This is a genomic window from Burkholderia sp. THE68 (genome assembly GCF_009938265.1).
In the GTDB taxonomy this organism is placed as follows: domain Bacteria; phylum Pseudomonadota; class Gammaproteobacteria; order Burkholderiales; family Burkholderiaceae; genus Caballeronia.
Genome location: NZ_AP022315.1, coordinates 1,197,511 through 1,210,691 on the forward strand (window position 1 = coordinate 1,197,511; position 13,181 = coordinate 1,210,691).

The 13,181-nt window shown below is 64.1% G+C and carries 11 protein-coding genes and 1 tRNA gene; 3 read left to right on the forward strand and 9 right to left on the reverse strand.

Going from position 1 to position 13,181, the window contains the following annotated elements:
* Positions 1-192 precede the first annotated feature (192 nt).
* The 3 genes from BTHE68_RS05670 to BTHE68_RS05680 all read right to left on the reverse strand — a co-directional run bounded on the left by BTHE68_RS05670 (position 193) and on the right by BTHE68_RS05680 (position 3,001).
* Entirely contained in the window at positions 193-684 is a 492-nt protein-coding gene (locus BTHE68_RS05670) for a hypothetical protein (protein ID WP_061149898.1), read from the reverse strand.
* Positions 685-1,005: 321 nt separating this feature from the next.
* Positions 1,006-1,446 carry a large conductance mechanosensitive channel protein MscL gene (mscL, locus tag BTHE68_RS05675; protein WP_162065505.1) on the reverse strand — a complete coding sequence of 147 codons (441 nt, stop codon included), beginning with the start codon at positions 1,444-1,446 and terminating at the stop codon, positions 1,006-1,008.
* A gap of 169 nt (positions 1,447-1,615) precedes the next feature.
* Positions 1,616-3,001 (reverse strand): DUF2252 domain-containing protein, encoded by a 1,386-nt coding sequence (locus BTHE68_RS05680; RefSeq protein ID WP_162065506.1) that lies wholly within the window; start codon positions 2,999-3,001, stop codon positions 1,616-1,618.
* A 243-nt stretch (positions 3,002-3,244) separates the two neighbouring features.
* Here BTHE68_RS05680 and glgX point away from each other — a divergent pair, with 243 nt between their 5' ends.
* Positions 3,245-5,452: a glycogen debranching protein GlgX gene (gene glgX, locus BTHE68_RS05685; protein WP_162065507.1), complete on the forward strand. Its 2,208-nt coding sequence runs from the start codon at positions 3,245-3,247 to the stop codon at positions 5,450-5,452.
* A gap of 347 nt (positions 5,453-5,799) precedes the next feature.
* Here glgX and BTHE68_RS05690 read toward each other — a convergent pair whose 3' ends face one another.
* From BTHE68_RS05690 to BTHE68_RS05700, 3 genes are all read right to left on the reverse strand, one after another.
* Positions 5,800-7,011 (reverse strand): tetratricopeptide repeat protein, encoded by a 1,212-nt coding sequence (locus BTHE68_RS05690; protein WP_162065508.1) that lies wholly within the window; start codon positions 7,009-7,011, stop codon positions 5,800-5,802.
* A 147-nt stretch (positions 7,012-7,158) separates the two neighbouring features.
* The gene (locus BTHE68_RS05695) at positions 7,159-7,839 is read right to left on the reverse strand and encodes a PspA/IM30 family protein (RefSeq protein ID WP_162065509.1); all 681 of its coding nucleotides are present in this window, start codon (positions 7,837-7,839) and stop codon (positions 7,159-7,161) included.
* 223 nt (positions 7,840-8,062) lie between these two features.
* Positions 8,063-8,470: a plasmid mobilization protein gene (locus tag BTHE68_RS05700; protein ID WP_162065510.1), complete on the reverse strand. Its 408-nt coding sequence runs from the start codon at positions 8,468-8,470 to the stop codon at positions 8,063-8,065.
* A 484-nt stretch (positions 8,471-8,954) separates the two neighbouring features.
* On the opposite strand from BTHE68_RS05700, the gene BTHE68_RS05705 reads away from it, so the two are divergent.
* Positions 8,955-11,501: a penicillin-binding protein 1A gene (locus BTHE68_RS05705; RefSeq protein WP_162065511.1), complete on the forward strand. Its 2,547-nt coding sequence runs from the start codon at positions 8,955-8,957 to the stop codon at positions 11,499-11,501.
* A gap of 75 nt (positions 11,502-11,576) precedes the next feature.
* On the opposite strand, the gene BTHE68_RS05710 is transcribed toward BTHE68_RS05705, so the two are convergent.
* The 3 genes from BTHE68_RS05710 to BTHE68_RS05720 form a co-directional block, all read right to left on the reverse strand.
* The gene (locus BTHE68_RS05710) at positions 11,577-12,008 is read right to left on the reverse strand and encodes a copper chaperone PCu(A)C (RefSeq protein WP_162065512.1); all 432 of its coding nucleotides are present in this window, start codon (positions 12,006-12,008) and stop codon (positions 11,577-11,579) included.
* A gap of 7 nt (positions 12,009-12,015) precedes the next feature.
* Entirely contained in the window at positions 12,016-12,378 is a 363-nt protein-coding gene (locus BTHE68_RS05715; protein ID WP_162065513.1) for a copper resistance CopC family protein, read from the reverse strand.
* An 84-nt stretch (positions 12,379-12,462) separates the two neighbouring features.
* Positions 12,463-12,852, reverse strand: a complete 390-nt coding sequence (locus tag BTHE68_RS05720; RefSeq protein WP_162065514.1) for a DUF2946 domain-containing protein — start codon at positions 12,850-12,852, stop codon at positions 12,463-12,465.
* A gap of 200 nt (positions 12,853-13,052) precedes the next feature.
* Here BTHE68_RS05720 and BTHE68_RS05725 point away from each other — a divergent pair.
* A tRNA-Met gene (locus BTHE68_RS05725) sits at positions 13,053-13,129 on the forward strand.
* Positions 13,130-13,181: the final 52 nt, after the last annotated feature.

Below are 13,181 nucleotides of genomic sequence, written 5' to 3' on the forward strand. Positions count from 1 at the left end.
TCGCGAGAAGCTCGCAGTACTGGTGCAGCAACGCACGCGCCACGCTTTCGCGCGTGGCTTCCATTAAAGGACAGGAAAGCGCGCACGAGTAGTGGGGGTTTGCGCGAAGCGCGCCAGCGCGCGCGACAATGCGCGGGCCTCGTGGATGAGACCCGCACACATCGGTGCAGAACGGGGAAGATCAGGAAAAGATCAGCGCAGCGGCCGCGAGGCGGCGTCGCCCGCGTCCTGGCGGCGCGTGCCGCGACGTCTGCGCGCGGAAACCGTCGCGCCGAATTCGCTCAGAATCTGCGCGCGGGCGCGGCTCGCGAATACGAGGAAACCGAAACCGTTCGCCTCGTACCAGTAACCGCCGTTCTCCAGACCATCGAGCGGCTGCTCGAGCGCATTGGTGATCGATTCGACACAGCGCCTGTGCAGCTCGTCGATGGCCGGATACGGCGGCTGTGCGCCGCGCACGCTGCACAGCAGGACATCGAGCCCCGGCAGAACGTGCGCGTACAGAACCGGCTCATCCTGAGCGCGAGCACGGGCAATCTTCGTGTCTAACTGACCGAATGGCTTGAAATGCCGCAGCACGGCGAGAAAAGACTCGTCGCCATCGGCCTTCACGCGTTTACGCTTTTTCGGGAAGGACATAAAAACTCGCCTGAAAAAGAATTGCAAGAAACGCAGCGTCCTCATGCGGCCACTCCCGTCTTGCGCGCCGCACGTCGATCTTTTATAGCGCATCGATGTGATTAGGTCACGGTGAATCGGACGATTCGATGGTTGACCGGCAAAAGTGCCAGCGCACATCCATGGCGCACGATTCATGCCGATGACCGTTTGGCGGCCCGCTTGGCATCTCTCAGAGCATCTGTCTCAATAATAGTCCTGCTCTTCCCCGCGCGAGCAGCTTTCGTAAAGAAAAATGCGGGTGGGGGCACCAACGGTGTGGGGTGCTACAGGGCAGACCTACCCAACACCGCGCGGGTTCCACGGCCCGCGCGGGGGTTTGCCCGGCTAGACGCGCGGGGACTTCTTGAGTTCGTCGCGAATCTCGCGCAGCAGCAGCACGTCTTCCGGGGTCGCGGGGGGTGCGGCTTCGGCCGGCTTGCGCAGATTGTTGATGAACTTGACCATCAGAAAGATGATGAACGCAAGGATGATGAAGTTGATCAGCACGGTGATGAACGAGCCGTAGCCGAACACCGCCACGCCCGCGGTCTGCAAATCCTTGTAGGAATCGGGATTGCCTTTGAAGGTTGGCGGTATCTGCCCGAGTTTTACGAACAGATTCGAAAAATCGAGACCGCCCGTCGCGAGCCCGACCACCGGCATGATCAAATCCTTGACGATGGAGTTCACGATCGTCGAAAAAGCGCCGCCGATGATGACACCGACCGCGAGGTCCATGACGTTGCCCTTGAGGGCGAAGTTCTTGAATTCCTCAATCATGCTCATGCGCGGCTTCCTCCAGTTTGAGTTAGACGGTTGTGCGGGCTACAGCGGCAGCAAGGGATATGCCATTGAAGCGCCCGCGAAACGTGCAGCACGGCGCGTTTCATCGGCGGGCGCCCCGACAATGATAGTCAATTCGACCGCGTGACGCCCGCGCGCCTAAAAAACGGCATCACGTTGCGGGCACGCGGCCCACGGTGATCGCGGCACAGAAGGCGGCGTGGTCCGCGACCGTCTGCGCGCCGTAGCGCTCGGCCCACATCGCGAAGGCCGCGTCGAGCCGGTCCGAATTGCCGCAGTAGCCCGCGATGAGCGCGGCGTCGCCCGTGCGCGCGTGGGCGCGGGCGAGCAGCAGGCCGAGGCACCACGCGTAGAAATCAAAGGTGGCGCCATGCAGCCAGTCGACGGGAATCGAGCCGCGAATCTGTTTCATCTGGCGTACGTAGAAATCGCGTCCGGAGATGGTCGTCCAGCCGAGCAGCGCGTCCGATGAATTCTGCATGAGCCGTTGCCCATGCACGACGCGCCGTCCCTGATGCCGATACGGCTCCGGTAGCGCCGGCACGAAGGGCGCGGCGGCGGGCACGATGCCTTCCTTCACCTGCATGAAAAGCGGGTCGCCGAGCGCGCGGCCGAGCATCAGCACGAGATACGCGCGCGTGCCGACGCTCCCCACGCCGACCACGCGATGCGCGACATCCACGACGTCGTACCGTTCGAGCATCATGCGCCATTCGCCCGCGATGGTCTGCAGATACGCTTTCAGTCCATCGATTACATGATTTTTCTCGGCGCCGTCGAGCTTCGTGAGAATCGGCGGATCGACCTTGAAGCGATAGCTCTTGCCCGCCGGCTCCGCGACTTTAGCGAGCATGGTCGCGTGCGAACGTTTCATCGCACGCTCGACCGTTTTCTCGATGGTCGCCTTTTCGTCGGCGTCGAGCGGGGTGGGCGCGTCCATGTGCAGCGCGCTCGCGTAGGAGCGCATCTGCCACAGATCGTAGGGGCTCACTTGCCACAGGCTGGCCATCGTCGTGCGATACGCGGCGCACGCCGAGCGCACCGCGCGCTCGCGCCCGGCCGAGTCGACGCCGTTTTCGCGCGCCGCGACGTTGATGCTCGCGGTCAGGCGCTTGAGGTCCCATTCCCACGGGCCGACCAGCGTTTCGTCGAAATCGTTCAGGTCGAACACGACGTCCTGGCGCGGCGTGCGAAACAGGCCGAAGTTATTGATGTGCGCGTCGCCGTCGATGATCACGTTGTGCCCCATCGACGGCGACTTCGCCAGATCCCACGCCATCACGGTCGCGGAGCCGCGCAGGAACGCGAACGGCGACTCGGCCATGCGCTGCATGCGCAACGGGATCAGCCGCTCCTGCCGGCCCGCGTTGCCGGCGAGCACGCGCTCGACGGGATCGGGGCGATCGGGCTCGGGCGCCCACGCGCCGTGTGCGTCGAACGGAACGGCGTCGCGCAGCGCGCGGCCAGCGGCGCGGCTCTCTTCGGCCGTGCCGTTGATCTGTGTATTCGTCGAGGCGGAATCGGGGCGGGTGGACAAGGCGTGCTCTCCTTCGGGATGGGGCGTCGGTCGTTCCCCGAGCATTCGGCGCTCCCGACAGGAACGTTTTACACGCAGCACGCGGCGGCGAGAAGCGACCGCGCGTCGGACGGCCCGAAGACAGGCCGCGCGCCGATACGGCAAACGGGCACACGAAATGCTTCTTACGATCCGCCTGAAGCCCCGCAATGCCACCGCACGATCCCGACGCCGCGCGCGTCAACCATTCGAATACATCATCTCATGGCGAACGAACTCCGCATTGCTGAAGGCTCACCGTTTCCGCTCGGCGCGACCTGGGACGGAAACGGCGTCAATTTCGCGCTGTTTTCCGCGAACGCCACCAAAGTCGAGCTGTGTCTGTTCGACGAGAAGGGCGAGAAGGAAACGCAGCGCATCGAACTGCCCGAATTCACCGATGAAGTCTGGCACGTCTACGTGCACGGGCTCGCACCCGGCACGGTCTACGGCTACCGCGTGCACGGTCCTTACGAGCCCGAAGCCGGACATCGCTTCAATCCGAACAAGCTGCTGCTCGACCCGTATGCGAAGGCGCACGTCGGCACGCCGGACTGGGACCCGGCCTTGTTCGGCTACACGCTCGACGCCGAGGGCGAAGATCTCACCTTCGACGAACGCGACAGTGCGCCCTTCATGCAGAAGTGCCAGGTCGTCGATCAGACTTTCAGCTGGACCCACGCGACGCGCGTGCGCGTGCCATGGGAGCACACGATCTTCTACGAAACGCACGTGCGCGGCTATACGAAGCTGCATCCGGCGATCCCCGAGCACATGCGCGGCACGTTCGAAGGGCTCGGGCAGAAGGAAGTCGTCGAGTACATCAAGAGCCTCGGCGTGACGTCGGTCGAACTGCTGCCGATCCACACCTTCGTCAACGACAGCTATCTGCTCGACAAGGGTCTCACGAACTACTGGGGCTACAACACGATCGGCTTTTTCGCCGCCGATCCGCGCTACTTCGCGCGCGGCGCGGGCGCCATCGCCGAATTCAAGGAGATGGTCGACCGGCTGCACGAGGCCGGCCTCGAAGTGATTCTCGACGTCGTCTACAACCACACCGCCGAAGGCAACGAGCGCGGGCCGACGCTGTCGTTTCGCGGCATCGACAACGCGTCGTACTATCGGCTTATGCCGGAAGAGTCGCGCTATTACATCAACGATACCGGCACCGGCAACACGCTCAATCTCTCGCATCCGCGCGTGCTGCAGATGGTCACCGACAGCTTGCGCTACTGGGTGACGGAGATGAACGTCGACGGCTTCCGCTTCGATCTCGCGACGATTCTCGGCCGCGAGCCCTACGGCTTCGACGAAGGCGGCGGTTTTCTCGACAGTTGCCGGCAGGACCCGATTCTCTCGAGCGTGAAGCTCATCGCAGAGCCGTGGGATTGCGGGCCGGGCGGCTATCAGGTCGGCGGCTTCCCGCCGGGCTGGGCGGAATGGAACGATCGCTATCGCGATACCGTGCGGGAGTTCTGGAAGGGCGACGAAGGCGTCGCGCCGGAACTCGGCACGCGCATCACCGCATCGGGCGACAAGTTCAACAAGCGCGGACGCAGACCGTGGGCGAGCGTGAACTTCATCACCGCGCACGACGGCTTCACGCTCAACGATCTCGTCTCGTACAACGAAAAGCACAACGAGGCGAACGGCGAGGACAACAACGACGGTCACTCGGACAACAAGTCGTGGAACTGCGGCGCCGAAGGTCCGACCGACGACCCCGAGATCCGTGCACTGCGCGAGCGCCAGAAGCGCAACCTGCTCGCCACGCTGCTGTTCTCGCAAGGCACGCCGATGCTGCTCGCGGGCGACGAGTTCGGCCGCACGCAGAAGGGCAACAACAACGCCTACTGCCAGGACGACGACATCAGCTGGGTCAACTGGGACATCGACGACGATGGCCGCGCGCTCACCGAGTTCGTGCGCAAGCTGACGACGCTGCGGCACACGCTGCCGGTGCTGCGACGCCAGCGCTTCCTCACGGGCGAGTACAACGAAGACCTGCAGGTCGCCGATGTCCGATGGCTCGGCACGACCGGCGACGAACTCACGCAGGAGCAATGGGACGATCCGAACATGCGGTGCTTCGGCCTCGTCTTCGATGGCCGCGCGCAAGCGACGGGCATCCGCAAGCCGGCCTCGGACGCGACGCTGTTGCTGATCGTGAACGCCTATCACGACGTGGTGGATTTCACGCTGCCGGACATTCCGGGTCCGGACGAATGGATCTGCCTGATCGACACGAATGCGCCGATTCGCGAGGAGTTGCCCGAGTTCGGCTCCGACGATGTGTATCAGGTCACGGGCCGCTCGCTGCTGCTGTTCGCGTTGCAGCCGCGCGGCGCGACGAAGCGTATTTTCAAGCGGCTGGAAGAGGCGCTCACGGACGAAGTGCCGCCCGAAAGCGAAGAGAAGAAAGCGGGATGATTTTCGCGTTGACGGGCCGCTTCGCACGACCGGGTATCATGCGACTTTTGCGATAGCGACAGGAGGCGGCGCGAGCCGCCTTCTTTTTTTCGATGATGGCTGTTTCACTCACGCATGAACGCGCGCCTGTCGAGGGCCGCGCCGCCCCGACAGCATGATCCTGCATGCCGTCCTGCACGTCGCGAGCTGGGATCAGCTCGAACGCATCTGGGAATTCGTCGTCGGCTTCTTCAAGTTTTTGTGGGGCCTGCTGCGCTTTCTCGGCGGAGGCTGAAGCGCTGATTTCTCACGCCGATACGAAAAAGCCCCGCGTCAGCGGGGCTTTCGATCGTGCGTGTGCGGCGAGATCAGGAATCGCGCCAGCCATCGTCGTTGCTGCCGAGGTCGAGGCCGCCGCCACCTCCGCCGCCATCGTTCCAGTCGTTCGAGCCATTGCCGAGGTCCAGTCCGCCGCCATTGTTGCCGAAGTCGAGACCGCCATTGTCGTTCTGCGCCGGGCGGTCGACGGGCACATCGCGCTCGATCACGCGATCGCGTCCATGTGACAGCGCCTGACCGAGCAGCACGCCCGTCAGCAGCCCGCCCATGCCGCCGCCGAATCCGCCGCCGCCTTGCTGGATGATGACGGGCGGTTGCTGGCCCTGCTGCGGCGGATAGGGCGGATAAGGCCCTTGCTGCGGATACTGCTGCGGGCCGCGCCCGAAACGCTCGGCTTCCTGCGCGTACGGCGAGGCGTTCGGCGCACCCGCTTGAGCGTTGCTGGCCGCGTTCGGATCGGGGCGGCCTTCGGCGCGCGCTTTCAGGCTCGCGACCTGATTCTCCAGATCCTCGATCGCATACGGCGGCACCGGATTCTTCGAATTCGACAGCGATTCGACCATTTCGCGCAACTGCGTTTCCGCGCCTTCCACGTCTTTCAGCAGCGCCTCGTGGCCCGGCGCGGTGGACAGGCGCACGTCGAGCTTGAGCGTGCGTACGTCGTTGAGCAGTTCGGTCGCGCGTTTTATCTGCGTGCGGCGATCGTTTTCGGCCTGGCCGTCGTCGCGCGCGCGAGCGCGGCGCAAACCCCAGCGCAGCACGAGCGCGATTGCCGCGATCAGCACCGCGAAGCCGATCCACGCGCCCGCACCGAGCCCGTGGCTCTGCGGCGCGGCGGCCGCCTGATCCTGACTGAAGGGGTTCTGCGCGCTCGATGTGTTCGCGCCGTTGTTCGAGCGCGGCGCGAGGTTCGCGCGTGTCGCATCGCCCTGAATGCGCGCTTGCGTAGCCGCGAAGCGGGAAGGGTCAGTGAAGCTCAGCGAAGGATCGAGCGATTTCGCCTGCTGCAGATGCGAAAGGGCGTCGCTGTAGCGGCCCTCGCGGTCGAGCACCTGCGCGTAGAGATAATGCGCGTGCGCGTTTTTCGGATGCGCGTCGAGCACTTCGCTCAACTGCGCGTCGGCCTGTTTCCAGTTGCCCTGCGTCATCGACTGCTCGACCTGCTGCGCGGTAGGCACGGCGAACGCGAGCGGGGAAGCGAGCGACAGCGACAACGCCACAGCCGTCAAAAACTTTTTCATGATGCGGGCCGGACGCGATGAACGTCCGTCTCCTGTCGAAGCTGCAATCGGGTCGTGCAAAGGTGATGCTCAAGGTAACGCATATTCGTGCGACGCGCCGCGCGCCCGAGAGTTCGCCGCGCGTGCACGTATTTCAGATGCCGATCCTTACTGCGCCGGCGTATTCAACTGCTTCTTCAGCGCGGCGAGCCGATCCTCGACCGACGGTCCGCGATTGAGATCGGCGAGTTTGTCGTCGAGGGCCTTGCCGGACTTCTGGTCCGCCGAATTCAGACGCGCGTCAGAGCGGGCGTTGGCGAGCTGAACCTTGTCTTCGAGCTTTTGAAAGTCTTCCGACAGATTCTTTCCGCCGATGCCGCCGAGCGCCGTCGCCGCGGTGTCCTTCGCCTGCGCGATCTGCTGCTTCGCCTGGAGGATGTTCGAGCGCGCGTTGAGATCGTTGCGGCGCTGGCGCATGTCGGTGATCTGTTTCTTCAGATGCTCGACCGAGGGCTCCAGCGTCTGGAGTTCCGCCGCGAGCGCGTCGCGTTCGGTCTCGGCGTTCGCCTGCGCCGCGAGCGCCTCGCGCGCGAGCGATTCATCGCCGGCTGTCAGCGCGCGCTTCGCGCCGTCTTCGTACTTCTTCGCCTTGTCGGCGGCGGCGTCGCGTTTGCTTTGCTGCGTGGCGACCTGCGCTTCGATCTCGATGAGCGAGTTCTCCGCCTTCGCGATGCTGTCGTCGAGCTCGCGCACGATCTGGCGCGCGTCGCGCGAAGGGTCCTGCATGGTGTCGGCGGCGTCGTTCAAGAGGCCTCTGACCGTGCGCGTGATGGAATCGAAAAGCGACATGTATTTCTCCTGGATGAAGACGGCGGCCTGTGCGCTCACCTGCTGGCCACGCGGCTCGAATGTGAGGCGCAATGCGCAGGATTGCAAGCGCAATGAGCCTTGCATCCACGCCGGGCTTACCCGTTCATTAGATCATGCCGTGACTTAATCGGGACTTAACGGAACGTTAAGGAGTGTAACGACGCGCGCGGCCGGAGAAGCGAAGCAGGGCGCGCCGGAATCGTCAGCGTTCGGAACGCGTGTCGTCCGTGAGCGAGGCGTCGTCGCCCTGATCCGTGTCGTGCTCGATTTCGTCTTCGGGTTCGGCGGGCGCGGCGTGCGTGTGCGGCACGCTGCGCGCCTGCGCGGCGCGTTTGGTCGCGCTTGCCGCCGCCTCGCGGGCCTCTCTCGCCGCTGCTTTCGCGGCGACGCTTTTCAGCGCGGCGTTGAGCGCATCGGGCGCCTTGGGCGCGCGCAAGCGGTCGACGATGCCCGCGACCTTGATCTGCTCGCTCGTCGCGTTGAAGTTCAGCACCGCGCGCCGCATGAGCTCGCTGACGCTGATGCCGAGCGTGTCCGCTGTCTTGCTGATGGCCAGCTTCTGCGCGGGAGTCACGAAAACAACGATGCGTTCGCTGGGTTTGGTCGTCATGAGCGGCTCGCAAACAGTAAGGCGATCGTAACGTGACGATCGCAACTTCGGTTCATCAAACGGCACGACAGCGCTATGGAAGGCGCCCGCGCCATGTCCGGGGAACCTGCCATGCGTTTATCCATCATATCGGTTTGCGCGCGGCCGTGCGTGTGGCTCACCCCGCATCGCACGTGATGAGCATTGCGCAAAACAGGCGCGCGATCAACGACTTGGCTATTTTCTCATACGGTTGTCCACAAGGCTCTCAACACTTTCTGTGGGTAACCCCACTTTTGGCGCTCATTCACCCGGTGGGCGGCATTTACTTACAAAAAAATCCCGCTTGTTTTGTGGGGGCGCGCGCGAATTCTTTAAAATGCGCTGTTACCCTCGGTCGACGCCGGGCCCGCATATTCGCCTCTCGCCTTTGCAGTAGCGCCGATGCCGGCGCATCGCAGCGCAGCAGCGCGCGCGCTTCACGGCGCGCCGAACGAACCCAGTCATGCCTATCATCAAACGACCCGACTCATCGAATGCCTCGCGATACGATCGCGAACCCCGCTGGAACGACTCACGCAAGGATTCGGGCGGCCGCGACGGCGGTGGACGCGACGGCGGCGGCGGGCGTAACGGCCGCGATGGCCGCAACGATCGCAATGAACGCGGCGGCTCAGGCCGTTCTCCTTTCGCGCGCATCGCCCTCTGGTTCGCGGGACTCGCGGCCATCGGCGTGGTGGTGGGCGCGCTGATCGTCGGTTATGCGCTCGTCGTCATGGGGCCGAATCTGCCATCGCTCAATGCGCTGATCGATTACCGGCCGAAGGTGCCGCTGCGGGTCTATACGGCCGACCACGTGCTGATCGGCGAATTCGGCGAGGAACGCCGCAGCCTCGTGCGCTTCCAGGACATCCCCGACCAGATGAAGAAGGCCGTTCTCGCGATCGAGGACTACCGCTTCTACGATCACGGCGGCGTCGACTTCCTCGGCATCTTGCGAGCGGGTGTCACCGACCTGATGCACGGCGGCGCGTCGCAGGGCGCGAGCACGATCACGATGCAGGTCGCGCGCAACTTCTTTCTGTCGAGCGAGAAGACCTACACGCGCAAGATCTACGAGATGCTGCTCGCGTACAAGATCGAGCGCGCGCTGACGAAGGACCAGATTCTCGAGCTGTACATGAACCAGATCTATCTCGGCGAGCGCGCGTACGGTTTTTCCGCCGCGGCGCGCGTGTATTTCGGCAAGGATCTGAAGGACATCTCGCTTGCCGAAGCGGCGATGCTCGCGGGCCTTCCGAAGGCGCCGTCCGCGTATAACCCGGTCGTCAATCCGAAGCGCGCGAAGGTGCGTCAGCAGTACATCCTGAAGCGCATGCTGGACCTGAATTTCATTACGCGCCAACAGTACGACCAGGCCGCGGCCGAGGAAATCCACACGAAATCCGCCGGCACGGAGTACGGCGTGCATGCCGAGTACGTCGCGGAAATGGTGCGGCAGATGATGTACGCGCAGTACAAGGAAGAGACCTACACGCGCGGCCTCACGGTCACGACGACGATCGATTCCGCCGATCAGGACGCCGCGTACAAGGCCGTGCGTAAGGGCGTGATGGATTACGAGCGCCGCCACGGTTATCGCGGGCCGGAGGGCAACATCAATCTGCCGTCGAACGCGGATGATCGCGCCGAGGCGATCGAAGACGCGCTCGTCGATCATCCGGACAACGGCGAGCTCGTCGCGGCGGTCGTGACGGCGGCGAGCCCGAAGCAGGTGACGGCGCAGTTCGTCGGCGGCGATACCGCGACGATCGCGGGCGATGGTCTGCGCTTCGCGGCAGCCGGTCTGCGCAACAACGCGACCAAGGCGCTCGCCGTCAAGCCGGGCGCGATCGTGCGCCTGACGAAGGATGACAAGGGCAACTGGCAGATCACGCAGTTGCCGCAGGTCGAAGGCGCGCTCGTCTCGATGACGCCGCAGGACGGCGCGATCCGCGCGCTCGTCGGCGGTTTCGACTTCAACAAGAACAAGTTCAATCACGTCACGCAGGCATGGCGTCAGCCGGGTTCGAGCTTCAAGCCGTTCATCTATTCGGCGGCGCTCGACAAGGGGCTCGGGCCGGCGACCATCATCAACGACGCGCCACTGTACTTCCCGGCAGCGGGCGGCGGCGACGCCTGGGAGCCGAAGGACGACGACCAGCCCGATGGCCCGATGTCGATGCGCACCGGCCTGCAGAAGTCGAAGAACCTCGTGTCGATCCGCATCCTGTCGTATATCGGCACGGGCTACGCGCAGGACTTCGTCACGCAGAAGTTCGGCTTCGACAAGGACAAGACGCCGCCTTATCTGCCGCTCGCGCTCGGCGCGGGGCTTGTCACGCCGTTGCAGTTGAGCGGCGCGTATTCCGTGTTCGCGAACGGCGGCTATCGCATCAATCCGTATCTGATCGCCGATGTCGCCGATGCGCGCGGCACCGTGATCTCGCGCGCCAATCCGCTTACGGCCGGCAGCAACGCGCCGCAGACGCTCGAACCGCGCAACGCGTACATCATGAACAGCCTGCTGCACACGGTCGCGACGCAGGGTACGGGGTCGGGCACCAACGTGCTGAAGCGCAACGACCTGCAAGGGAAGACCGGCACGACCAACGATGCCAAGGACGGCTGGTTCGCGGGCTATCAGAAGCAACTGGTCGCGGTCGCGTGGATGGGCTATGACCAGCCGAAGACGCTCGGCAGCCGCGAGTTCGGCGCACAGCTCGCGTTGCCGATCTGGATCGAGTACATGGGACGCGCGCTGCGCGGCATTCCGCAGGAGCAGATGGCGAAGCCGGACGGCATCACCACGGTCGACGGCGAATTGTTCTATGCGGACCGCACGCCGGGCGCGGGCTTCGTCGCCAGCATCGGGCTGGACAACACCAATCCGATGGCGGGCGACGCCACCACGATGGGCGGTGTCGGTCCGGCTGGCATGCAGGCGCCGCCGGCGCCGCCGGTCACGACCGACGAACGCAAGCAGATCATGGACATGTTCAGCAGGCCCTGATGTAATCCTGTGTGGTCGATAAAAAAGCGCGCCGGACTCGAAACCCGGCGCGCTTTGTTTTTGCGGACAGCGTGATCAGTGCCCGACCGTCGCCGCCGATTTCACTTCGCAGTTCACGTTGAGCGTGGACTTGTCGGCGAACGAAAGGGTGAGGGGAATCGTCGAGCCGATCTTGAGCGGCTTGGCCGGCTGTTCGAGCATCAGGTGATAGCCCTTCGGCGCGAAGCTCAAGGTGCCGTGCGCGGGCACATCGACGGACTCCACATGCGACATCGTCGCTGTGCCGTTCTTGCTTTCCGACTTGTGCATCATCGCCATGCCGAACGCGGGCATGTCGGCGGCTGTGATCGTTGCGGGCTTGTCGCCGTTGTTCGCGACGGTGAAGTAGCCCGACGAAGGCAGGTTCGGCGGCATCGCGCGGACCCAGCAATCGCGCGCTTCGAGCGTGGCGGCCTGGGCGGTGGAAGCGCAGGCGAGCGCGCCCACGAGTACAGCGATCTTTTTCATTGTGTTCTCACTTGACGGTGAAGTTGTAATGGCCTTGCGTGCGATGCCCGTCCGCCGCGACCGCGGTCCACTGCACCTTGTAGACGCCCGGCGCGAGATCGGGAAGCGCGACGCTCATGTGCTTCTTGTCGTTGGCGTCGACGGCGGACTTCGCGGTGTTGACCTGCGTGCCCTTGGCATCGGTGACGATGAGCTTGCTGAAGGTGGGCTCCAGCGCTTCACCGAAGTCGATCGCGACTTCATGCGGCGCGTCGACGGTCGCGCCGGGGCCGGGTTGTTGCAGCTTCGGCAAGGCGTGCGCGAATGCGAGCTGCGCGGAGCCGATGAATGCGAGCGCGAGCACGCCGCGCATGAGCGAAGATGAAAGCATGATATGTCCTTGCGTGCCCGCAGCGGATCCTGGTCGGGCAATAGATGCAATAGCGATGTGAAGACCTGTGCGTAAGAACGCGATTCAGGCGAAGGCGGGCGGGGCGCGCGGCTGTGCGGCGCCGGGCAGGGCGCGGCGAGGCGCATCGATGGGCGGGGCTGCGGCGAACACGTCGCGCGGCGGAAACGCGAAGGAGTCTCGATGAAGCGATGTCGGCGGCGTGGGCGCGTGCGCGATGAGATCGCAATAAGCACACGCCTGCAGATGATCGGCGATGCCGTGCTGCGCGTGATGCGAGTTCTGCGCGTTCTGCGGACCCTGGCCATCGGATGCGCAGACGGCAGCGAGCAGCGACTCGATGCGCGCATGTTCGAGCGTTTGCGATGCGACGGGCGCAAGCGAGAGCAGCAGGATCGCGCATATCGCCGCGAAGCCGCCGATCTTCCCGATGATGCTCCGACGCAAGTCATGCATGCCGCGCTCGATCCGATACGTTGTCGATATGAAGACGATGATGAGCGAACGATTATGCCATGTGTGTTTCCATGCTCTGCGCTTGCGGACGAGGCGCTTCGACGCAGCGTGCCTTGTTCGATTCTTCTCGATTCAGCGATTGAAGCACACAAGGCATTGCGCCAAAGTAAGCGATGACATATAATCTTTTCTTCGACGGACGCGGGGTGGAGCAGTCTGGCAGCTCGTCGGGCTCATAACCCGAAGGTCGTAGGTTCAAATCCTACCCCCGCAACCAACCCGTCCAGCATCACGCACAAAAGCCCGGTCAAGCCGGGCTTTTTGCATTT